20 protein-coding genes and 1 pseudogene are annotated in these 24,127 nt (G+C 43.6%); 5 read left to right on the forward strand and 16 right to left on the reverse strand.

The window, feature by feature from the left end; translation table 11 throughout:
- Positions 1-2: 2 nt before the first annotated feature.
- Complete coding sequence (locus tag SNE26_RS14315) at positions 3-1,811, reverse strand: class I mannose-6-phosphate isomerase (protein WP_321554622.1); 1,809 nt, start codon at positions 1,809-1,811, stop codon at positions 3-5.
- A gap of 207 nt (positions 1,812-2,018) precedes the next feature.
- Here SNE26_RS14315 and SNE26_RS14320 point away from each other — a divergent pair, with 207 nt between their 5' ends.
- Both SNE26_RS14320 and SNE26_RS14325 read left to right on the forward strand, forming a co-directional pair.
- Entirely contained in the window at positions 2,019-2,801 is a 783-nt protein-coding gene (locus SNE26_RS14320) for a GntR family transcriptional regulator (RefSeq protein ID WP_321554623.1), read from the forward strand.
- Between the two features lie 382 nt (positions 2,802-3,183).
- Entirely contained in the window at positions 3,184-4,263 is a 1,080-nt protein-coding gene (locus SNE26_RS14325) for a PIN domain-containing protein (RefSeq protein WP_321554624.1), read from the forward strand.
- Between the two features lie 21 nt (positions 4,264-4,284).
- Here the strand turns inward: SNE26_RS14325 and SNE26_RS14330 are convergent, their stop codons facing one another.
- Together SNE26_RS14330 and SNE26_RS14335 are read right to left on the reverse strand one after the other, a co-directional pair.
- Positions 4,285-4,803 (reverse strand): IS630 family transposase, encoded by a 519-nt coding sequence (locus SNE26_RS14330; protein ID WP_321560018.1) that lies wholly within the window; start codon positions 4,801-4,803, stop codon positions 4,285-4,287.
- 7 nt (positions 4,804-4,810) lie between these two features.
- Complete coding sequence (locus tag SNE26_RS14335; protein ID WP_321554625.1) at positions 4,811-5,335, reverse strand: helix-turn-helix domain-containing protein; 525 nt, start codon at positions 5,333-5,335, stop codon at positions 4,811-4,813.
- Positions 5,336-5,391: 56 nt separating this feature from the next.
- Between SNE26_RS14335 and SNE26_RS14340 the strand changes: the two genes are divergently transcribed.
- Positions 5,392-5,610, forward strand: coding sequence for a hypothetical protein (locus tag SNE26_RS14340; RefSeq protein ID WP_321554626.1), 219 nt, complete (start codon positions 5,392-5,394; stop codon positions 5,608-5,610).
- An 8-nt stretch (positions 5,611-5,618) separates the two neighbouring features.
- On the opposite strand, the gene SNE26_RS14345 is transcribed toward SNE26_RS14340, so the two are convergent.
- The 13 genes and pseudogenes from SNE26_RS14345 to SNE26_RS14410 form a co-directional block, all read right to left on the reverse strand.
- Positions 5,619-6,524 carry an SDR family oxidoreductase gene (locus SNE26_RS14345; protein WP_321554627.1) on the reverse strand — a complete coding sequence of 302 codons (906 nt, stop codon included), beginning with the start codon at positions 6,522-6,524 and terminating at the stop codon, positions 5,619-5,621.
- A 6-nt stretch (positions 6,525-6,530) separates the two neighbouring features.
- A complete protein-coding gene (locus tag SNE26_RS14350) occupies positions 6,531-7,307 on the reverse strand; it encodes an enoyl-CoA hydratase/isomerase family protein (RefSeq protein WP_321554628.1) in 777 nt (258 codons plus the stop codon).
- Positions 7,308-7,310: 3 nt separating this feature from the next.
- Positions 7,311-9,125, reverse strand: coding sequence for a long-chain fatty acid--CoA ligase (locus SNE26_RS14355; RefSeq protein ID WP_321554629.1), 1,815 nt, complete (start codon positions 9,123-9,125; stop codon positions 7,311-7,313).
- A gap of 30 nt (positions 9,126-9,155) precedes the next feature.
- Positions 9,156-10,331 (reverse strand): acetyl-CoA C-acyltransferase, encoded by a 1,176-nt coding sequence (locus SNE26_RS14360; protein ID WP_321554630.1) that lies wholly within the window; start codon positions 10,329-10,331, stop codon positions 9,156-9,158.
- A gap of 28 nt (positions 10,332-10,359) precedes the next feature.
- Positions 10,360-12,741: a 3-hydroxyacyl-CoA dehydrogenase/enoyl-CoA hydratase family protein gene (locus SNE26_RS14365; RefSeq protein WP_321554631.1), complete on the reverse strand. Its 2,382-nt coding sequence runs from the start codon at positions 12,739-12,741 to the stop codon at positions 10,360-10,362.
- A gap of 31 nt (positions 12,742-12,772) precedes the next feature.
- A complete protein-coding gene (locus SNE26_RS14370) occupies positions 12,773-13,225 on the reverse strand; it encodes a DUF2147 domain-containing protein (RefSeq protein WP_321554632.1) in 453 nt (150 codons plus the stop codon).
- Positions 13,226-13,474: 249 nt separating this feature from the next.
- Positions 13,475-13,744: an acyl-CoA-binding protein gene (locus SNE26_RS14375; protein WP_321554633.1), complete on the reverse strand. Its 270-nt coding sequence runs from the start codon at positions 13,742-13,744 to the stop codon at positions 13,475-13,477.
- 748 nt (positions 13,745-14,492) lie between these two features.
- On the reverse strand, positions 14,493-14,930 hold the full coding sequence (locus SNE26_RS14380) for an acyl-CoA thioesterase (RefSeq protein WP_321554634.1): 438 nt from the start codon (positions 14,928-14,930) through the stop codon (positions 14,493-14,495).
- A gap of 13 nt (positions 14,931-14,943) precedes the next feature.
- Positions 14,944-15,921, reverse strand: a complete 978-nt coding sequence (locus SNE26_RS14385; protein WP_321554635.1) for an electron transfer flavoprotein subunit alpha/FixB family protein — start codon at positions 15,919-15,921, stop codon at positions 14,944-14,946.
- A gap of 146 nt (positions 15,922-16,067) precedes the next feature.
- On the reverse strand, positions 16,068-16,811 hold the full coding sequence (locus SNE26_RS14390) for an electron transfer flavoprotein subunit beta/FixA family protein (RefSeq protein WP_321554636.1): 744 nt from the start codon (positions 16,809-16,811) through the stop codon (positions 16,068-16,070).
- Positions 16,812-16,943: 132 nt separating this feature from the next.
- Positions 16,944-18,037, reverse strand: a pseudogene (locus tag SNE26_RS29550) (ISAs1 family transposase).
- A 167-nt stretch (positions 18,038-18,204) separates the two neighbouring features.
- Positions 18,205-20,001, reverse strand: coding sequence for an acyl-CoA dehydrogenase family protein (locus tag SNE26_RS14405; RefSeq protein WP_321554639.1), 1,797 nt, complete (start codon positions 19,999-20,001; stop codon positions 18,205-18,207).
- A gap of 372 nt (positions 20,002-20,373) precedes the next feature.
- Positions 20,374-21,261: a helix-turn-helix transcriptional regulator gene (locus SNE26_RS14410; RefSeq protein WP_321554640.1), complete on the reverse strand. Its 888-nt coding sequence runs from the start codon at positions 21,259-21,261 to the stop codon at positions 20,374-20,376.
- A gap of 216 nt (positions 21,262-21,477) precedes the next feature.
- Between SNE26_RS14410 and SNE26_RS14415 the strand changes: the two genes are divergently transcribed.
- Both SNE26_RS14415 and SNE26_RS14420 read left to right on the forward strand, forming a co-directional pair.
- On the forward strand, positions 21,478-22,701 hold the full coding sequence (locus SNE26_RS14415) for an outer membrane protein transport protein (protein WP_321554641.1): 1,224 nt from the start codon (positions 21,478-21,480) through the stop codon (positions 22,699-22,701).
- Between the two features lie 19 nt (positions 22,702-22,720).
- The gene (locus SNE26_RS14420; protein WP_321554642.1) at positions 22,721-24,040 is read left to right on the forward strand and encodes an SGNH/GDSL hydrolase family protein; all 1,320 of its coding nucleotides are present in this window, start codon (positions 22,721-22,723) and stop codon (positions 24,038-24,040) included.
- Positions 24,041-24,127 lie beyond the last annotated feature (87 nt).

Consider the following 24,127-nt stretch of genomic DNA (forward strand, 5'->3'; position numbering starts at 1 on the left):
CATTATTTTAAAAATGCTTTAATCACTTTTGCGCGTTGCTTACCCTTATTTACAAGGCGATAACTTCCCGATGCTGCCGGTATCACAAATGTTTCGGCATAAGCAAAATCCTGCTTGGCGCCGCCGGATGTTTCAACTGTAATTGAGTGTCCTTCAACAAGCATCAGCACATGGCACAGGTTATTGGTGGCCACTTCAATGGCGTGGTCAAATTCAAGGCGGTGCACATCATAAAAATGATCGGGATGTGTTGGCAGGTGAACCAAACGGTAATCCCGGCCTTCGTTAATTATTTGCGGATGTGAGATGAGCTCCTGTTGTACCTTATTGCCTTTACGGTCAAAATCAAGATTATTAAAAGCATGATCAATATTGATGGGACGCGGTTTTCCGTCGAGATCCAAACGTACCCAGTCATACATTTTGAAGGTAAAAATGTAAGGCGTCGCGCTGATTTCCAGTACCAGGTTACCCGCACCGGCACTGTGCACAGTACCATTGGGGATCAGGAACAGGTCATGCTTTTTTGCAGGATGTACCTGCACATACTTTTCGATGTCGATAGCCTGGCCGGTAGCCTGACTGCTTTCGAGCGCCTGCTTATATTCAGACGGATCAATCTCTTCCTGAAAACCGAGATAAACGGAGGCGCTATCGTCGCAATCCAAAATATAATAGGTTTCATCCTGCGTAATCGTTTCGCCGAATTGTTCCCTGATATATTCTAATCTCGGATGGCATTGTATCGACAGGTTCCCCCCATTGTACGTATCAAGAAAATCAAAACGAATTGGAAACTCATCACCGAAACGTGCAGCATGTTCGCCCAAAACATTCTCCTGGTTGCTGAACATGAGGGTATCAAAAGTAACCTCCAGCAGGTTGCCGTCACTTTCAAACACCAATCCGTTTTCGGGAACGATAAGCTCAAATGACCAGGCCAGGTTAACAACATCGGTATTTAGGTTACTGATATGCTCCTTTATCCACTGCCCGCCCCAGGCACCCGGCTCAAACCACGGCCTAACCCTGAATACCGAACTGCTCAATTTATTCAGCCCGTCAATAAGGTCAGGTTGATGCATCCAGTTAATAGTTTCGGGCCATTGTGCATCTGCCATTATCGAAACCTTGCCGAGGATGGCTTTTTTGTGATCATTAAGCACCACCCAATCGACAAAATAAAACCGCTTGTACATCTGGAAAGGTTCTTCGGGTTCAGCCGCACCCAAGTTGGTGATACTGCCGGCACGCATCCTAAACTGGATCTCGTTTTTAGGAATATCAAAGTAAATTAGCGGCGCATTCCATCCTGATAAAGCCGCACCGGGACCGATAATGATGTTGATGCTGCCAAATTGATGTTGATCTTGCGATTTAATTTCGTCCACAAAGAAATCCGCCAAACCTAAGGTAGCTTTGGTGCCCCATACCGACGTATATTCGCCCAGAAACGGCTGCACAAGTTGTTCTATGTCGTGCTCTTTTTTCAGATAATCGGCAGTTTCAATCCAGTTTATAGCTATACCTTGTTCACAAAAACATTTCTGAAGGCTTTCTTTTACGCGGCTCCAGAATACGCCCACATAACCATCAATCATTACGGATTTATGCCCGGCGATGAACAATGCGAGGGATTCAAAACCATTAAAAATTTTTCCTGCCTGCAGCCTGGCAGCAGGATAAATGTTGTACCCCCCCTGTGGCTGGAAAGCTTTAGTTAATTGAGGCGGCATCAGGAACTGCTGGGTTTTTCTCAGTCCGGATTCCAAGCCGGTGTACGATTCTGAATTATTAAAATCAATTTCCATTATTTGTATAAATGTATAAACATATAAAAACGCGTTTTTAACCAATAAAAACTGGCAGAGCGGTAAGAAAAATTCAAAATAAATTATAGGCTATAAATACTATGTACAAACATATAAACAAATTTCAAAGTTGCAAATTTCTTTTACATTTTTAATTTACAATCATATAATCATTATATACCAGTATTTTAAAACACATTATTATGTATGAACATTTCATTCAACCAGCCAAAATTGTTATCATTGTGCCAATCATTTAAAATGAAGTATTCCATCGATCATAGAAGCCCCGTACCACTTCATGCCCAGGCGGAGGAAATCTTAAGAAAGTTAATTACCGAAGATATTTACCAGAACGGCAAGGTGTTGCCCAACGAGGTAGAACTTGCCAAACTTTTGGCAATATCAAGAACCACACTTCGCCAGGCTATAAACAAACTGGTCTTTGAAGGCTTGCTTATCCGCAAAAAAAGAACCGGTACCAAGGTCAACCAATCAACGGTGAGTTCAAAATCTAATAATTGGCTCAGCTTTTCACAGGAAATGAAATTACGTGGCATCGCTATTAAAAACTTTGAACTGCACGTTACCTGGGTTGAGCCCGACGAACAACTTGTAAATTTTTTTGAGATTAAGCCTGATAAAAAATTATTAAAAATGGAAAGAGTACGCGGAAAGCCGGACGGGCCGTTCGTTTATTTTATATCCTATTTTCATCCGAGGATAGGGTTATCAGGAGATGAAGATTTCAAATTGCCTTTATACGAAATGCTTGAACAGGAGCATTCGACCATTGCCTCACTTTCCAAAGAAGAGATCAGTGCCCATGCCGCAGACGCGTTGATAGCAGATAAATTGCAAATTAAGTTCGGAGAGCCGGTGCTGGTCAGAAAGCGTTTTGTATTTGATCAGGGCGATCGTCCTATGGAGTACAATCTTGGTTATTATAAGGCAGACAGTTTTGTCTACACAGTGGAAAGCAGGCGATAAATCCGAATCATTAGGGCTTTACTATCTAACACTGATATGTTAACCGGTTAGGCCGACACGCGCTCTGGTCTTTCTATAAGGATCCCTGTTAGATGAATATTCTTCGGACGGATTAATGGTACTAAGCCTTGAGAATGTCGCTAAATACTGAACACGTCAGATTCTGGCTCTGAAGATTGAGGTTCGAGCCCTTGTAGGAAAACATATTTTGGAAAGCTCTTAGCAAATGCTGAGGGCTTTTTTATTTAGACACTTTCATAGCTGAACTGCCCTGCTAAATTTATTTTTTCTATTCGATTTTTCATCGTATTTAATATTAGTACTTCCAAAGAGTTTGTGTTAAAATTCTTTATATTTAAATTGCTTAATTAAATATAAGGTAATGCTGGAGACGAGGAATATCTTTTTAGATACACAGACATTTGTGCAGAATAATTATTTTAACAGCCCGAGACTTAATGAGCTTTTTGATTTAGCCGAAGCCGGTCATATTAATTTGTTTTTGACTGAAATAACAATAAATGAAATCAAAAGTAATATTAAAGAAGACTTGCAACGTTCATCGTCGGAGATCAATAAATTCAACAAAGCAATAAATAATAACGGTAAAATCATCAAAAATTTATCTTATGGTAAGAACTACACTAAACTCCGACCATTTGATATAGACGAAGCATTTAAAGAACTACTAAGCCAATTAGAAGAAATCATTAAAACTTCAAGGGTTTTTATAATAGATTATTCGGCAGTAGACCTGGGAGAAATATTTTCTAAATATTTCAAACATGAGCAACCATTTGGCATTGGTAAAAAAAAGAGTGAATTTCCTGACGCATTTGTTATCAGCGCAGTAGAGGACTGGTGTCAAAGAGAAAAACAAAACATGTATTTTATAAGTGGCGATAAAGATTTTGATGGTTTTTCCTTTAAAAATATAATAGTTGAAAATTCTCTTTCTAGTTTACTCGATAAAATAAACAAACAACTTCATTCTGATAAATACGATTTAATTTCAAAAATCTATTACAGTAACCAGACACAAATTATTCAGAAAATAAAAGATGCTTTTATATTTAAAATAAAGGATGAGATCGGTTTCGATATAAGCATAGATAATGTATTAATAACTCATATTGAGATCACCGATTATCAAGTTGAGGATATGAGTGATAGTCTTGAAACAACACTTCAAGTTACCGGTGAAATAGAATATAAGTTAGACGTAACATATGAGGACTGCTCCTACGCCATTTATGATAAAGAGGATGATCGATATTATGGATGTGAATCTAATACTATAACATTAGAACAAGAGCAGACCTTTCACGCGCAAATTGTTATTGAAGCAGATCTTGACGATAAAGAAGCTGAACATAATTTTGAAATAATTTGCAAATCTGTTGATACTCCCGATGAGTCGGATATCACAGAACAATTAGATGGGTATATTTTTCAATTTTAATTAGTAACTATATAAAGTACATTAAATATTTACAATTAATTTAGCTAAATTCTTTCCGAGATCATTTTCAACTTTGAAATCCTGCATAAAGACGTCAAAGCTATTGATCCGGTCTTCCAGATTGTGAACATACCGATTATGAGTAATCTTCTTTCTCATATACCACCAAACCCGCTCAATGGGATTCAGGTCGGGAGAATACGCTGGAAGGTATAGTAATTCTATCCTGTGCCTGTATCGCTCCAATATCGGTTTCAGTCTTTTGGCGTGATGATAGGGCACATTATCCAGAACCATTATCACCTTACGGTCCCGGTACATTTTCGTTACCAATAGCAGGAAACTAAAAAAGCTGACAGTATTGCCTTTGTCGGCTTTACCGGTGATTACAATCCCGGTTTCAGGTTCAATACAACCGAACAAAGTTTTCCTTTCTCTTTTTCGTTGTTTTTGATTTATTTTCGGCTGCTTACCTTTTTCTGCCCACATATACGAAACTGTAGCTGTGTTTGACAAACTTGCTTCATCCTCAAATACGATTACCGCATCAGCTTGCCGAAACCCCCGGAGTTTTTTTTAAAGCATTTACCTTTTCTTCCCTGTCCTGTGCTTCGGGATACAGGCCTTTACCCTTTTGAAATGTCAAACCTAACTTCTTTAATATATTGTATATCTGCGCTTTTTTATATTCAACCTGATATTCCTTCCTGATCAGTTCAATCAATAACGGCCCTGTCCAGGTGGCGCTGTTAAATCCATAATCATCGGGCTGCTTATTTAACAATACAGCTTTTATCGATTGTAGCTCATCATTCGTAAGCCGGTTATTTCTTCCCGGTTTTACCTTATCTATTAATGCCTCTATCCCGCCTTCATTTAAACGGTTTACCCAATTGCAAATCGACTTAAAAGACGTTTCGTAAATCGATTCCAACTCCTGTGGCCGCTTACCTAAAGAAACCTGGTAACAGGCGTATAATCTTATCGCCTGTTGATACTTCTCGTCTTTCCTCAATAGGGATCGTAACTCTTCTGAAGTATAATGTTCTATTTTTAATGCTACTTTGCTCATGTAAGCAAGTTACATTTTTTTTCTTTAATTGTAAAAATATATTAGACTTTATATAAGTGGAGAAATTGGTAATATATGTACCCAATGCAAAAAGCATTTTGGTCAAACAAATACTTAAAGAGCTTGGCGTAACCATACAACAGGGAGTTAAGTCGCAGGCTTCTTCCTACAAAAAGAAAATATCTCAAGTTTCAACCTGGACAGAAGAAGACTTAAAAGTTTTCGACGAAAGTAAAAAAGCATTCGAAAGCTTACTTCCCCATAACGATAATTAATACAGGCATTACGCCGACCGCGTAGCTTTCTCAATATCATCCCACATTTCATCCGGTATCATTTCAAACCCGCTGAACTGTCCGGCCCCCTGCAGCCACTCCCCACCATCGATCGTAATTACTTCGCCGTTGATATACCCTGAAAAATCAGATACCAGGAAGGCGGCCAGGTTAGCCAGTTCCTGGTGTTCCCCTACCCGTTTAAGCGGCACCCTGTTTTTAAAATCGAATTTCTGGGCCATATCACCGGGCAACAACCTTTCCCAGGCCCCTTTGGTAGGAAATGGCCCAGGCGCAATGGCATTTGCACGGATACCATGCCTGCCCCATTCAACGGCTAAAGACCTGGTCATGGCCAGCACACCACCCTTTGCACAGGCCGAGGGCACAACGTAAGCCGAGCCGGTAAAGGCATAGGTGGTAATAATATTCAATATATTACCGGGCATTTTTTCTTTGATCCAATATTTACCCAAAGCCAGCGAGCAATTGGCCGAACCCTTTAAAACAATATCAATGATAGCCGAAAACGCATTTGCCGACAAACGCTCCGTAGGTGAAATGAAATTACCGGCCGCGTTATTCAACAGTACGTCAACCTGTCCAAACGCCTCAATGGCTTGTTGCAGCATCGCTTCAACCTCATCATATTTGCGTACGTCGCAGGCTATTGGTAATACCTTTCCGCCGGTCGTGGACTGCATTTCGGCGGCTGTTTCCTTCAACACCTCAAGTTTACGGCTGGTGATTACCAGGTTAGCGCCCAAATGCAAAAAGTAAGTCCCCATTGCCTTGCCCAAACCTGTTCCGCCGCCGGTTACTATGATGGTTTTCCCTTTCAAGGCATCATCTCTTAACATTCCACCGGCAGGGCCGGCAGTCGTAGTATTATTCGGAATTGTCGGATCTGTCATTATCGGTTAATTTACAGGGGTATTTTTTGATTTTAAATTTTGGATCATCATTTGCAGGCCCTGCCTGGTTTCGGGTGCCCACCATTGCTTCAGCATTTTGTTCAAGGTATCGGTCTGATCGGCCTTTAATTTGCCTGTGAGCTCCTTACGTAAATTCAATTTACTCTCCGTCCAGGTAACAGGATTCAGTTTCATATAAGCTGTAACCTTTTCTACTGCCGCGTTCATTAACTTATCCGGGGAGGAAATCTCATCGATCAGCCCGGCGTCCAGCGCTTCGTCTACTTTCAGGAGCTTACCCTCCATTAAATATTGATAAGCCTTACGCTGGCCAAGCCAGAATGCATACAGACTAAACACACTATCAGGAACGATGATCCCTACTGGTACTTCATTTAACCCGATGATGAATGTTCCCGCTGCCATTACCCGGTAGTCGCAGCAAATGGCTAATATACAGCCCCCGGCCGGACTGTGCCCGCTTATCGCCGCTACTATTGGCTTCCTGAAAGCTGCTAAAGTGCTTTGCAGGGCCAAAAAATCTATCCAAAACTGGCGGCTTTGCTCTTCGTTATAATCATAAGCCTCAATCAGGTCGATCCCCGAGGAGAAAAAGCCTTCCTTCCCGGTTAAAATAACTCCTCCTACATTATCATCATTCTCCAGCGTTTTTATACAGGCATCCAGTTCCTTAACCATTTCGTGGTTGATGGCATTTGACCGTCCCCTGTCGAGCGTAATTGTAACCAATTTGCCCTGTATGGTTGTTTGAAATGTATTCATCAATTAATTTACAAGAGTAGGGTCCTCGCTCACTTCGCAGGGATACATTTTATCTATTTCTGTTTTGTATTTTTCGGTGATCACCTTCCGTTTCATTTTACCTGTCGGGGTAAGCTCACCGCTGTCTATCGACCATTCATTAGGAAGCAAGGTTATTTTCTTCACCTGTTCAACATGGTTAAATTCGGGGTTATAGGTACTGATAATTGAATGATAAAGCTCAATCACCCTCGCATCTTTAACCAATTCATTGTTAGTTGTAAACGCAATACCATTTTCCTTGCACCAGGGTTTTAAATGCGTGTAGGATGGAACGATCAATGCGGCAACAAATTTCTTTTCCGAACCAACAACCATCATCTGCTCAATAAAATAATTTTCCTTCATCTTAGTTTCGATGGGTAGCGGGGCCACATATTTACCGCCCGATGTTTTAAAGATCTCTTTTTTACGATCGGTTATTTTCAGGAACGAATCTTTGTCCAGCTCACCTATATCCCCGGTGTGGAACCATCCGTCTTCCAGTACCTCTGCCGTTAGTTCAGGGTTTTTATAATAGCCTAACATCACATTCGGCCCTTTGCAAAGGATCTCGCCATCGGCGGCTATCTTCACCTGCACACCGCTCAGCAAACGGCCTACGGTGCCAAATTTCCGGCCGCTTTTTTCATAACAGTTAACAGCAATTACCGGCGACGTTTCGGTAAGCCCGTAACCTTCCATAATAACAATATTAGCAGCAGTGAAAATTCTTTCCAGTTTTATGGGGCAGGCAGAACTGCCAACTACTATGGCCTTTATATTTCCGCCTATGGCAGCACGCCATTTACTGTAAACCAGTTTATCAGCTATGGCCAGCTTGATCTTATACCGCAGGCTGGTATTATTAATTTCATACGCTTCGGCCAGTTTTACCGACCAGAAAAAGATCTTCCTCTTAATACCGGTTAGTTTCTGTCCCTGTACCATAATTTTCTCAAACACTTTTTCGAGCAAACGGGGCACAGCGGTAAAAAGGGAAGGCTTTACCTCTTTCATATTTGCACCGATGGTGTCCATACTTTCGGCGTAATAAATAGAAAAACCGTAGTAGAGATAAACATAGGTACACATCTTTTCAAAAATGTGGTTCAGCGGCAAAAAGCTCAAAGCACGTTTTTCTGTAACCGGGATCCGGCTAAGGATGTCGCCGGATGCCGAGGCATTGGTCATGATGTTTTTATGTGTAAGCATTACCCCTTTTGGTCGGCCCGTAGTGCCCGAAGTATAAATGATGGTTGCCACATCGTCTTCGGTGATCTGGTCAGTTATTTGCTGTATTTTTTGCAGAGAATCCTCTTTTAAAGGATTGAGCAATGTTCCCCAATGATTACATCCGTCGATGTTATCGAAAGTAAAAATGGCTTTTAACGATGGGATATTTAAATGAACCTCTTTAACCTTATCGCATAGATCTTTACTGCTTACAAATACATATTTAACTCCGGCCTCGTTCAGGATCTGCTCAATTTCTTTAGTGCCTGTATTAGGGTATAGCGGGACCAATATGGCGCCAGTTTGCTGTACTGCCAGATCGGTTATGATCCACTCGGGCCTGCCGCTGCTTATCAACCCTATTTTATCGCGGCCTTCGGTAGTGCCGTCACCGCCCGAAACTCCCAGATCCAACAAAGCCGAAGATAGCTGGTTAATCATCGTATGCACCTCTTCGGTGCTGTATGACCTCCAGGAACCATTCTCCTTTGCATTCAAAAGATCAACCTTGGGCTCCTTAGCCTGGGTAATCATGCAATCAAACAATCTTGTCGCCTTTTCCATGCTTGCAATGGTTTAGATAAAGGTAATTTCCTATAACAGTTCAAATACACCCGCTGCGCCTTGCCCGGTGCCTACACACATGGTAACCATGCCATACTTTTTTTCGCGCCTTTTCAATTCGTTAAAAAGCTGAACAGAAAGTTTGGCCCCGGTGCAGCCAAGCGGATGCCCAAGCGATATGGCGCCGCCGTTTACATTTACAATGTCGGGGTTAAGCTCCAGGCCTTTTATTATGGCCAATGATTGTGAAGCAAAGGCTTCATTCAATTCTATCAACTCTATGTCCTGCTGCTTCATCCCGGCCATTTTTAACACTTTGGGAATGGCTACCAGCGGACCTATCCCCATGATCCGGGGCGGTACACCTGCAACGGCATAATTAACCAGCCGGGCAATGGGTTTAAGGTTATTTTCTTTCAAAAAGCGTTCGCTAACTACCATTACAAAGGCTGCCCCGTCACTGGTTTGCGACGAGTTGCCGGCAGTCACCACGCCTTTTGCATCAAATACAGGTTTAAGCTTAGCCAATGCTTCAATTGAGGTATCGCTGCGCGGACCTTCATCTGTATCAACCTTAAATTCCCGTTTCTTTTTTTTGCCGCTCTCATCGACATAAGTCTCCACGATATTTACCGGTGCTATTTCCTCTTTAAACTTGCCCTCCTTAATGGCGCTGATGGCTTTTTGATGCGAGTTATAAGCAAACTGGTCCTGCTCTTCGCGGCTGATATGATATTCCCTGGCAACAGCTTCGGCGGTGAGGCCCATGCCCCAGTAATAATCTGGATGAGCAAGGGCAATATCGGCGTTAGGAACAATGCGCCATCCCCCCATCGGGATCAGGCTCATACTTTCCACCCCACCCGCAATAATGCAATCAGCAATGCCGCTGTGTATTTTTGCCGACGCGATGGCTATTGTTTCGAGGCCCGATGAACAATAGCGGTTTACCGTCATGCCGGGAACCTTGTCCGTATCAAGCGCCATTAACGAAATGAGCCGGGCTACATTCAATCCCTGTTCGGCTTCGGGCGTAGCGTTGCCTACTATCACATCGTCTATCTGCTCTTTATCAACGTTGGGCACCGATGCCAGCAGATGCCTGATAACATCTGCCGCAAGCGTATCCGGACGGGTAAACCTGAACCCGCCCCGGGTAGCTTTTCCAACAGCGCTGCGGCTGGCTGCCACTATATATGCGTTCATTTTATTGAGATTTTATACTTATTAAAATTTAGTTCCTTAACACTTTTCCGCCGGTTAAAATAGATTGGATCCGTTCAAGCGTTTTCTTTTCGGTGCAAAGCGAAACAAAGGCTTCACGTTCCAGCCCCAGCAAATATTCCTCGCTCACCATTGAGGGCTGGGACAGATCGCCCCCCGAAAGCACATAAGCCAGTTTCTGCGAGATCTTTACATCATGCTCGCTGATGTAATTACCGCTGTACATGGTATTGGCACCTACGTAACCCAGGCCCAGCGCCTGCTTGCCCAGCACCCTGATATCACCGCGCGGAATAGGTTGTATGTACCCTTCATTTGCCATTTGCAGGCACTGTTGTTTAGCTTCGGCGAGTAACCTGTCGCGGGATACCACGACTACGTCCCTGCCTTTTTTGAGGTAGCCAAATTCAAAAGCCTCATAGGCCGACGTTGATACTTTGGCCTGGCCGATGGTTAAAAAACGGTCGCGGAAATTATTGAGTTCAACATCGCCTTCCTGCAGTTCGTCTGAAAGGCGCAGGGCAAACTCTTTCGTTCCTCCGCCTCCCGGTATCAAACCAACACCAAACTCAACCAGGCCCATATATAGTTCGGCATGCGCTACCACTTTATCGGCGTGCAGGCACATTTCGCAGCCGCCGCCCAAAGCCATTTGATGAGGCGCTATCACCACCGGAACAGACGAGTAGCGGATCCGCATCATCGTATTCTGAAAGGCCTTGATTACCATATTCAGCTCGTCGAACTCCTGCTCAACGGCCATCATAAATATCATACCCACATTGGCCCCGGCGCTGAAATTAGCACCCTCGTTTGAGATAACGAGCCCTTTGTGACTTGCTTCGGCAAGGGTGATGGCTTTATTGATGCCCTCTATTACCTCGCCGCCTATCGTATTCATTTTGGTATGAAACTCCAGGTTCAGGATGCCATCGCCAATATCGGTAATGGTAGTACCGCTGTTTTCCCACACCGTATTTGTTTCCCGGATATTATTGAGCAAGATAAGCCCTTCCGTACCCGGAATTACCTTGTAGCTTTTCGATTGGATATCATAATACAGGCGTTTGCCATCCTCTACTTTGTAGAAGCTCTTTGCTCCCGCCGCAAGCATGTCGTAAACCCATTGAGCCGGTTTATTCCCGGCAGCTTCCATGGCTTTTACCGTATCTTCAACACCAAGCGCGTCCCATTTTTCAAAGGGGCCCAGTTCCCAACCAAAACCGGCGTTGGTGGCAGCATCTATTTTATAAAGTTCGTCGGCTATTTCAGGGATGCGGTTACTGGCATAAGCAAATAACTGGTAAAAGGTGCTGCGGTAAAAATCGCCGGCTTTGTCTTTTGCCGCAATCAGGATTCTGAGCCTTTCTTTCAGGTTATCAACCGCTTTTGTAGTTTCAAGCGATGCAAATTTTACCTTTTGAGAAGGTTTGTATTCAAGCGTTTTCAGGTCAAGCGCATAAAACTGGTTTCCTCCTTCACCTTTTTCCTTTTTATAAAATCCCTGACCGGTTTTGCTGCCCAGCCAGTTATTTTTCACCATCCCATCTACAAATTCAGGGATCTTGAATAACTCCCTGGCCTCATCATCAGGAGCGTTTTGGTAAAGCCCGTTAGCAACGTGCACCATGGTATCCAGCCCCACCACATCATTGGTGCGGAATGTGGCCGATTTAGGGTGACCTATCACGGGGCCAGTCAACTTATCAACCTCTTCAACAGTCATACCGGTTTGCTGTACATAATGCAACACGCTCATGATGCTAAACACACCGATACGGTTGCCTATGAACGCAGGGGTATCTTTGGCTAACACCGTGGTTTTGCCCAGGTACTTTGTGCCATATTCCATCAAAAAATCAATGACGCCTGCCTGTGTATCTTTTGTGGGGATGATCTCCAAAAGTTTTAAATATCGCGGCGGGTTAAAGAAATGGCTGCCGCAAAAATGTTTTTTAAAGTCATCGCTCCTGCCTTCGGCCATTAAATGTATCGGGATCCCGGATGTGTTTGAAGTGATGAGCGTTCCGGGTTTTCTGAATTTCTCTACAGTTTCAAACACCTGCTGCTTAATGTCCAGCCGTTCAACCACTACCTCTATCACCCAGTCGCAATCCGCAATTTTGGGCATATCATCTTCAAAATTGCCGGTTGTAATACGTTTTGCAAACGATTTGAGATAGATGGGCGAAGGGTTTGATTTCAGAGCAAAATCCAGCGCGTCATTCACAATTTTGTTCCGCGCTTTCTTATCTGCCGGCGGGGCATCCTTGGGTACAATATCAAGCAACAGTACCTGTACGCCGACATTTGCAAAATGGCAGGCGATACGACTGCCCATTACTCCCGACCCCAATACTGCAACCTTTTTTATAATTCGTTTAGCATCCATTAGTATCTGCTTGTTTTATTAATTCTTTAATTTATTCGGCCCGCGACCAGGTTGTTGTACGCCCGAAAAGCGAAATACCGATGTATCCGCGGATATCCAAGGTTTCACCTTTGTAGGTCATTTTGCAGGAGTACGTTTTACCGTTATTAGGGTCATAAATTGTTCCGCCCGAATATTTGTTATCGCCGTCTTTTACAAAATCGGCCAATACAGGTAAACCCAGCCTCGGTCTGGAGCGTAGTTTTTCATCGGTATTCATTTCGTCGACCTTAGGCTTCCCGTTTTTTAAGGGTTCCTTAAGCCATACCACCTTACCATAAAACTTGCCGTTGCTTTCCTTAGTGATCTGGATTTTGGCACTCTTTACATCATTGTACCATAAGCCTTCAATTTTATCGGTTTGCGCTTTTGCGTTGATACTTACAGCTACAACCGTTAGCAGGATTAATGCAAAACGGACGAAATGTTTTTTTGATACTGACATTGCCTTAGGTGTTTTTTATAATTAAAAACAGCTCTTTTTTAAAGCAGGTACATGCTTTTCAGATTTTACCGAATAGTAAGATCCGGCATCAGAAGCCTTCTAAAAAAGAGACAGGTAGAATTATAAAATGGTTAAATAATTTAGTCCCGGCATAATTACCGGGCGGTTTATAATAACAAATATCTATTTCTGCAGCGCTTTATAAAGGTCTAAACGGCGGAAACATTTGTCAATATTTCGGAATTAAATTTAGCTGGTTTTATTTGATAATTGCGCTACAAGCCGGATATATTGCTGCATGGCATCATCGGCAGTAGTGCCTTTCTGTTTTAACCATGCGTCATACTTTGCTTTAGCCACAAAATCAAACATACCCGGAGGGTTTTCTGTATTAATATCACCTTCCGTTGCCTGTTTGTATAAACTGTACAGGCGTAATAATGTTTCATTATCAGGCTTTGAAGGCAATTCTTTACTCTCTTTAACTGCTTTTTCAAAAGCATCATTCAGGTCGGTCATAGATAAATTATTTAAAAGCTAAAAGCAGAAGGTTTAAAGCTTAAAGCTGATTAATTAGTTTCGGTTAATTGTTATATTAAATTATTTCAGGTTGGATTGGCCTCTTCAACATAGCTTAGCCGTTAACTTAAGCAATTAATTGTATAAAGATTTTAAAATCCCCTTTTGAGAGGGCTACTGTGTGTACACATCTTTTAAATTCTATCAATAATTGAAAAAAATGTCATTTCGAACGAACCTGGTGGAAGAATTAGCGCGCAGGGGGGTGAGGAGAAATCTTCTACGCCCTGCTTTTATAAGTATGATTGTAGAGCCTGATGTAGAAGATTTCTCTTTCGCCCCACTTCTTAGCCCGCCCCTGCTCAATCGAAATGACATTTTCTTTTATATAATACTTGTGTACACACTGTAGCTTGAGAGGGCGCGCGGAGGCACGAGTGATGGCAGGGGTGTGTTTCTGCTACAGGCTTATCAAAGCAGAAACACACCCCTCCACCCCTCTTGAGAGCAGGGCTGTTGCATTCTAATTTATGTTTCGCAAGTTCAAGCGTCCTTCGCTTGAATTATAACCAAAGTAAGCGTCCACGCTTACGTTTATAACATATTACGGGAGCGTGGACGCTCAATTAAGGCAAACGACCAAGCGTAGACGCTTAATCGTGCGTGTTATTAAGAACTGAATATTAGAATGCAACGGCCCTGCTCTCAAGAGGGGAATCGCGCAATCCCGCGCTTTTTTCCCCTTAAGTTAACTGCCCTCTTCAACGTAATCGCTGCTGCGGGGCGCTTTCATAAACATTTCGCTTAGCGCTGCAGGTAATACCGCGAGTTTGCGTTTTTCCATATCTATCCATGAACCCTCGGCATTTATTATCGCAGCTTTAACCCCATCGCCCCGGTACAGCTCGTGCCTGATTGCCCAGCGCGAACCATCAGGCCGGGATTTGATCAGCTCGCATGTTACTTTTACCTGCTCGTTAATCCCAATCTCGCGCAGGTAGATCAACTCTTCCCTGAATAATACAGGTCCTATTTTGTATTCATAAAGTGTAGGCAGCTTTAAGCCCAGGCTTTCAAGCATGGTGATACGCGCCTGTGCTGCAAGATCGGCATAGGCGGAGTGCCGCATGTGCTGGTTCGAGTCTATCTGCGACCACAGCACCTGTCCTTCATAAAAAAACTCCATAGCCTTGATTATTTTATTGATGATGTTCCTTAAATTTTTTGACTGCGGCTGTCAGCTTCGGTAAAATCTCCATTGCATCACCCACAACACCATAATTGGCTGCTTTAAAAAATGGGGCTTCGGGATCTTTATTGATCACTACAATAGTTTTTGAACCGTTAACCCCTGCCAGGTGCTGGATAGCCCCGGAGATCCCCACCGCGATATACAGGTTTGGGCGAACGGTGCCGCCTGTTTGCCCCACATGCTCATGATGCGGCCTCCAGTGCGAATCGGCCACCGGGCGCGAGCAGGCCGTAGCGGCACCCAACTCTTTTGCCAGGTCCTCCAGTATGCCCCAATTTTCAGGGCCTTTCAAACCTCTACCTCCCGAAACAACCAGCTCGGCATCAGCAAGTGGTACCTCGCCAACTACTTTGTTCACCGATTTCACTTTTACGCCGAAATCGTTTTCGCTAAAAGTAATACCCAGCTGCTCAACAACTGCTTTACCCTCCAGCTTTTGAAGTGGAAAGGTGTTAGGCATCAGCATAATTACTTTTACCTCACTTACAATGTTTACATAGGCAAACGCTTTGCCCGAAAACACGGCCTTTTTAATCACAAAGCCTTTGTCTGTATCAGGATATGAAAGCGCTCCGGCTACCAGGCCAGCTTGTAACTTTACAGCCACCCGCGGGGCGACTGCCCTGCCTTTAACATCATGAAGGGTTACAATTATTTTACTATTCTCCTTTTGCGCTGCGGCTATTAATGCGCCGGCATAGGCCCTTGAATGCAGTTCGTCCAATCGGCCATCAGCAACGCGCAGCACTTTTTGCGCACCATACTGACCAAGGTTTTCCATTTCGGCAGCGGTAACGCTTCCTAAAGCAAGTGCGGTTACCGTAGTATCCATTTTTTGGGCTATTTGCGCGGCATATTGCACTGCTTCAAAGCTTTGTTTTTTTATAATTCCTCCGGTATGTTCTACCAATACTATTACAGACATTTTTTATTTTTTTTAGTTGAGATGTTCCGGTGCGGACACCATAAGTGTTCAGTAGATTTTTTAATTCCCTCCCCTGGGAGGGAATCGCACAATCTCCATGCTTTTCAAATCTTCCGGGCACCTATCGCCGGGCAATAAACATGATATTAAATAACCTTAGCTTCCGTATGCAACAGTTGCACCAGTTCATCCAGGTTGTCCGGGTTTACCAGTTTGATACCCGACTTGGCAGGCGGTAACTCGTAGGACAATATTTCGGTTACAGCAGTTATTCCTGAAGGCGTAATAACCTTTAACGGACGGGTACGGGCAGCCATTATCCCGCGCATATTGGGGATCCGGGCTTCGGCCACACCTTTTTGGCAGGAAATTACTACCGGCAAATTACAGGCATCTGTTTCTTCGCCGCCTTCAATTTCACGTGTTACCACAGCAGTATTGGCCTCTATGCTGATCCCGGTTGCAAAACCAATGTAATCGAGATCAAGCAATTCGGCCAGCATGGCGCCTGTAGTTCCGTTATTGTAATCGATAGATTCTTTGCCACATAAGATGAGATCATAGCCAACCCCGGCAGCATATCCAGCTATATAATGAGCGATTTCATAAGGGTCGTTGCTCTCTGCATCGATGCGGATGGCTTCATCGCCACCCAACGCCAGCGCTTTCCTGATCACGGGCTCAACATCGGCCCTGCCCACAGTTACCAGGTGAACATCGGTGGCTATACCGTTTTCTTTTAATTCGATAGCTTTGATCAACGCATACCATTCATCGTACGGGTTGATCACCCAGGTAACACCATCACTGTTAACCGAGGTATTATTATTTTTCAATACAATTTTGGTGCTCGTGTCCGGCACCTGGCTTATGCACACTAATATTTTCATTATCAGAATTTTGTTTTTTTAGGTTGATATTATTTAGGGAAATGAAGACTCCATGCCGCTATTATCGTTAACACAAGGAGTAAAAAGCGTGGGCTTGTGCGATTCCCCTCTTGAGAGCAGGGCTGTTGCATTCTAATTTAATAGTTGTTTCAACCTGTTGATATCGTTGCAAACAAGCCTTTGCGCTTGTGCGAGGTTTGGGTAATCATTTATTCTAAATACATTAATAACTATGTTTCTGAACACAGAAGTATTTTCAGGCGCATTGGATGTTCTAATTCGTGAAGCGTCTTCGTTAAATGTCACGTCCTTTACCCAATGAAGACTGTTTTCTATACTCCAATGGCTTTTAATACCATGGCAGAATATTTGCGCATTACCGATTAAGCTACTGATGAAAAAGGCGTATTCTTCCCGGATACGTCCTTTTTCTTTTACCCAGCGATGCACTTTAATAAGTTGGCTTACCCCAGCCCATGTGTTACTGATTTCCTCTGTTCCCGGGTACACCCAAACTGTTCTACGTTCTATTCGCCCTTTGTTTTTCAACAACTCAACAAACTTACTACAAACCATTGCCTCGTCCGATGTAATGGTTTCGATCTTTTTGTAAAGGTTCTTTTGATTCTTCTTCACACCTATTATATAATTGTTATCTGTATCAATAATAGCCTCTACCGTTTTTTTTGACAATGTAATGCGTCAAGTGTAAACGTTACCCCCTGTAATCCTAAACTGGAAATAAGCTGCTGAACTACAGAGATTTCACTTTGTTTTGAGTTGTCAACTAAACCATGGCCAACGACTTGATTACTCCTGCTACTATACAAGCTTACCAGGCTTACAAATCGTTGTTTGTCAAGAGAATAATCGCTCATCGTCCCTTTCATTGCCTTACCATCTATATGTAGCCATTCATTTTTAGACAAATCAATATGCTGACTGGCCCATTTATGGAAACTCTCATTTAAGCTGTTAAAGTCTAAATCTTGTATTACACGTCTTATAGTATAAAAGCTTGGAAGGCGGGCTTTATTAGGCTGAAAGAAGGCCAAAAGATCGACTTCATTCCGCTTTATAAAATCACCCATCGAACGATAGCCATGATAACCGCTCATTGTACTCATTAACACAAGCAACAGAATGAAAGTCTGGTCATGGCGCTGGCCTGCCTTTCGCCTTATATCCGGTAACTCTGATAAATACGCTAATATGCTCTTATCCATCCTAACTTTTTTGACCTCAAGTTAACTTATAATATTTAGAATGCAACAGCCCTGCTCTCAAGAGGGGTGGAGGGGTGTGTTATTCTACGTGCGGCTTATTGCTTGTATAACACACCCCTGCCACCACTCGTTCCTTCGCGCCCCCTCTCAAGAGGGGATTAAAAAAGCTAAAAGCAATATCTATTTTCAGCGATGAGCTTTGCAGCAATATTTCTGCGTGCCTGGGTGGTATTGATGTCTTCTGTTTTGGTGAAACGCTTCAACCCCATCAGCATCATCCTTCTTTCGTCGCCTTCGGCAAATGAGTTTAGCGCCTCCTTGCCCGATTTGGCAATGTGTTCAGCAGCATCATTGATGTACACCCGCATCATATCCAGTTGTTCTTTACAGGCATCTTCGCCCCTTAAACCAACCAGTTTCTCCACCCTCAACTGCAGCGATTCGCTCACATAAAGCTCAATCAGCATATCGGCCAGGTTCATCAATACTTCCTGCTCTTTGCTCAATTGCGTCATTAGTTTTTGAACAGCCGCACCGGCTACCATCAATATGGCCTTTTTAAAATTGGCTATGTATTTTTTCTCTTTGGTAAACAAGCCATCCTCTTCGGCTGCGCCAAAATCGGGGATGCTCATCAATTCACCCGCCACTTTCTGGGCCGGCCCCATCAGGTCGAGCTCGCCTTTCATGGCGCGTTTCAGCATCATGTCAACCGTTAACAAGCGGTTAATTTCGTTGGTACCCTCAAAGATGCGGTTGATCCGTGAATCGCGGTACGACCTGTCCATCGGCGCCTCGGCGCTGTAGCCCATGCCACCGTAAATCTGTACACCTTCATCGGTTACATAATCCAAAACTTCCGATGCGTGAACTTTAAGGATCGCCGCTTCTATTGCGTATTGCTCAGTCCCTTTTAATTTGGCTTTGGTTTCATCAAGGCCGGATGCTATTAACATTTCTGTAGCCTCCTCCATATTCTGACTGGCACGGTACACCGCCGATTCCGCGGCATAGGTACGGATAGCCTGCTCAGCCAGTTTATATTTTATCGCTCCGTATTTGGAAATAGCCCGACCGAACTGTTCCCGTTCATTGGCGTAACGTACCGATGAGGTGATCACATCCTTACTTGCGCCAACTGTGCCGCCTCCTAATTTAATGCGGCCAAGATTCAGTATATTAACGGCTATCTTAAAACCATTCTGCCGTTCGGAAAGCAGGTTTTCAACCGGCACTTTGCAATCGTTAAAAAATACCTGGCGGGTTGAGCTGCCCTTGATCCCCATTTTGTGTTCTTCCGTATTGAGAGAAAGTCCCTCAAAATCCTTTTCAACAATAAATGCGCTCAGGTTTTCATCATCGTCTATCTTGGCGAAAACGGTAAACACATCTGCGAAACCCGCGTTGGTAATCCACATTTTTTGCCCGGTGATGAGATAATGTTTGCCATCGGCCGAAAGCTTTGCCCTGGTTTTACCCGAATTGGCATCCGAACCCGCAGCAGGCTCTGTAAGGCAATAAGCCCCTTTCCACTCACCGCTTGCCAGCTTAGGAATATATTTTTGTTTTTGGGCATCATTGCCATAGTATAATATAGGCATGGTTCCGATACCCGTATGTGCCGAAAAAGCAACGGAAAATGAGTGACCGGCACCCAGCTTTTCAGTAACCAGCATGGCAGTTTTAAAATCCTTACCAAAACCGCCGTATTCTTCGGGCACGGAAATGCCTAACAATCCAAGTGCCCCTGCCTCGTCCATTAAATGACGCATTAATCCCTCCTCCTGTTCGTCAATGCGCTGCAAATTTGGGGTTACCTGCTGTGCCAAAAAATTGGTACATGTTTCGGCGATCATCAACTGCTCTTCATTCCATTCTTCAGGAATAAAAACGCTATCGGCGGAAGTTTCCCTGATCAGAAACTCACCTCCTTTTATGGCTTTCATCGGTTCTGTGGCATTCATAAAGTTTTATTGGTTTATAATCAAGGGTAAAATTAGAGGCATTATCAAGCCAAAGAAAGGGCAGCAATGCGGAGATATTAGTCAAAAAGTCGGAAATGTCTGGAGTGATGGATGGCGTGAGGTGATAATGGTAGAAGTGTTTGACGACACAAAAAATATCATTAAGAGGAGGAGCGGCGCTATGACATATAAAAATTAAAGTCATGCTGAACTTGTTTCAGCACCCCACTCACTAAGCAACCATGCTAAGCAAAGCGGTCTACCTGTCCTATGGGATGCCGAAATAAATTCGGCATGACAAGGGTATGTCACTTTCCTTCGGAGGCCGCTGATTTTACGCACTAATAACACGTTTTGGTTTCCTTTAACCAATCAATGCGCCGATATCGCCCTATAATCAGAGGGCGACATACCGGTATGTTTTTTGAAATATTTGCCAAATGACGATTGATCAGGGAAATGGATACTTTCGGCGGCCCGCGCTATGCTTATCTCATGGTTTCTCAGCAATACCTTGGCTTCCAGTATTACGGCATCGTCTATCCATTCGCCTGCGGTTCTCCCGGTTACTTCCTTAATGGTTTCGGTTAAATGTTTGGGAGATACATACAGCGCATCGGCATAATACTGCACGCTGCGGTGTTCTTTGTAATGATGGAAAATGAGGGACTGGAAAAGCACGTTCAGTTCCTGTTTCCTGGTTTGTTTACCTTTTATTATGAGGTGTTGCTTTTCGTAAATAGCCTGTATTTCATAAAGCAGTGTCATTAAAATGCTCCTGGATATTTCAACATCGTAAGGGTGACCTTCCCTTGCTAATTTTCGCTGGATCAGTAAATAAATCTCCAGTATCATTTTCGCATCGGCATTGCCCGGATAAATTACAGGGATAGATGCGCTATTGAAATAACTGAATGATTCAAGGAAATGGCTGTTGGCATTATTTTCGATTAAAAAAGCTTTGCTGAAAACAACAAACCGGCATAAAAAATCGGCACTGCTATCGTAGATCCTTAAAACATGAAAAGGGGTTGCCAGAAGCATGGCATCCGGCCGGGCATCATAGATCTGCAGGTTTACTTCAACCTTGGCTGTGCCCCGGGTACAAATGCCTATAATATAACCATCCGAACGATAAGGATATTCGCTCAAGCTCAATAATTGCTTTTCGTCAACAACAAAAAAATCGGCACCAGCCAGCTTGTCTGCATACAGATCTGCAAATTTCGACAGGCTTAATTGTCCAACTTTATTATTCATATAGTTTCGATATTATAATTTAACTATTGTATTTATTAAAGACGGTTGTAAAGCAATTTTTCTTATCTGATATTAAAAATAAGCTTTATCCGACTTTTTGACTAATATCTCCGCATTATAGCCCTTTTTTTCTTTTTAATCCAAACTAATTTTATCCCTGACAGTTTCAAATTGTAACCTACAAGCAATTTCCTGTCACGAACCAATTATATTTTTATGAGAAAAATTCTACTATTGGTGCTCACCGCAGCACCGCTGTTAGCTTTTTCCCAGGGTTTCCAGGTGAACCTGGGGGGGCAAAAGCAAATAGGAATGGGCCATACAGGTACGGGGATCGTGCAGGATGGCGCTTCCGTATTTTTTAACCCGGGCGCAGTGGCTATGCTGTCCGAAAATTACATACAGGGCGGGATAAGCCCCTTATTGTTCAAATCTGTTTTCAATCCTGCCGGAACATCAATACAAAACCATACTTCCGATAAAGTTGCTACTCCGTTCCATGCTTATGCGGTATGGGGGCCCAAATCGTCCTTCTGGAAACTGGGGATTGGCGTTTATACCCCTTTTGGCGGTTTAACCGACTGGGGCAATACCTGGCAAGGCAAATATGTGCTGGAAAGCCTCGACCTGAAAGCCATTTATATTCAGCCAACACTAAGTATAAAACTGGCCGACTGGATGAGCATTGGCGGAGGCTTCGTTTACAACCATGGCAGCGTTGATTTGACGCGGGCCATTCCACTTGCCAACAGCAACGGTGAAGCAGGCCAGGCCCGGTTGAAAGGCAGCGGCAAAGGCTATGGATGGAATGCGGGCGTTTACTTCAAAACAGAGGCGGGCATTACCATAGGCATCACACACCGGTCGCAGGTAAATACCACAATTTCGGGAGGGAATGCTATTTTTAAAGTACCGGCATCGCTGCAAAGCAGCTTTCCGCAACCTAATACTTTTAGCTCAACCATACCGCTGCCGGCCACTAATTCCATCGGTTTCGGCTTTTACCCCAGTAGCAAATGGATATTGGCCATGGATGTTAACCTGGTTAACTGGGATAGTTATAAAACCCTATCGTTTGATTATAAAAACAATACGGCTGTATTACAGGATACCCACTCTGCCCGGAATTACCAGCAGGCATTTAGCTTACGCGGAGGCGCTCAATATAAGGCTGCCGATAAACTGGCCCTGCGCTTTGGCGGCGGCTATGGCGGTACCGCTGTTTTGGATGGTTATGTAACTCCTGAAGTTCCGGACGCCAACAGGGTTTATGGTACCCTGGGCTTAGGTTATACCGTAGCCAAACACCTCGATATAGATATCTCCTTTGAGTATGAGCACCTGATGCAGCGTACCCAAACCAATATCGAATCGCAGCTATCGGGCACATTTAAAACCGATGTTTATATACCAGGTATCTCAGTGGCTTATCATTGGTAATTCTTAAAGAAATTAATACATGAAAACGTTTAAACACAATATTTATATTATTGCAGGGTTGCTGCTATTAGGCGCCTGCAAACCCGAAATCCATACACCAAAACCATCCGCAGGCTCTGTTGATTTTTCACGGTTTATCTCGTTAGGTAATTCGCTTACCGCCGGGTATGCCGATGGGGGCTTATACCTTGCAGGTCAGCAGGTATCTTATCCCAGCATCATGGGTAAACAAATGCAGTCGGTTGGCGGGGGCGCATTTACACAGCCATTATTTAATACTGCCCAGGCAAACGGATCGGGCTATTTATCACTCACCGGGTTTAATGCTGATGGTACACCTATTACAACTCCTGTAACTACCAATCTCGCGGTACGCGGAAAACTTACAGTACCCGGCTTTGGAGATGTTACCCTGTACACCAAATATACCGGCGATATTAATAACTATGGTGTACCCGGCATTAAGCTGATGCACATCACTTATGCACCCTATGGTAACGTTAACGGATATTTTGAACGCCTGCTGCCCGGTAATGCGCCAACAAATTCCACCACCTATCTTGATTTTGTTATGGCTAAGCCATTCACCTTTTTCTCTAACTGGCTGGGGAATAATGATGCCTTAGGCTATGCCACATCCGGCGGGGCAGGCGATGTGCTGACAGATAAAAATACTTTTGCCGCCTTATATAATGTATTGATCAACACCCTCACTGCCAAGGGGCAGAAAGGCGTGGTTGCAACCGTGCCCGATGTAACCTCGATACCTTATTTTAATACCATCACCGTTTCTGCAATACTGGCCGGTGTACAAAAAGCAAACCCGAATGCGAAGGCATTGTATATCAACGCGCTGGTTTCGGGTAGCACCTATGTACCTCGCGCAGCAACAACTAATGATCTTATCATACTTACCTTCCCGACAAGCAAGATCGGACAGCCGGTTGCAACACCTGTTGGCAACCTGCCTTATGGTTTAACGCCATATACCCCAATAGACAACCAGTATGTGCTTGATGAAAAAGAGACGGCCCTAACCGAGGATTATGTTACTTCTTATAACACCACCATAAAATCAATAGCAGCGGCAAAAGGTCTGGCGGTATTTGATGCTTATACTTTTCTGCAAAATATCAAACTGAATGGCCTGGTGGTTGACGGCGTAAGCGTTAATTCTAATTATATCAGCGGTGGCCTGTTCTCGCTGGATGGGGTACACCTCACCCCGCGCGGGTATGCTATTGTAGCCAATGAATTTATCAAAGCCATTAATGACAAATACAATTCATCAATACCACAGGTAAATATATCTGATTATAATGGGGTTAAGTTTCCTTAGTTCTGAGTGGAAAGTCTTAAGTTCTAAGTCATGAGCGGGGTTCGCTTTCTTTCGACTTAGAACTTAAGACTTTCGGCTAAAGACTAA

It is taken from the genome of Mucilaginibacter sp. cycad4 (genome assembly GCF_034263275.1).
Taxonomy (GTDB): Bacteria; Bacteroidota; Bacteroidia; order Sphingobacteriales; family Sphingobacteriaceae; genus Mucilaginibacter.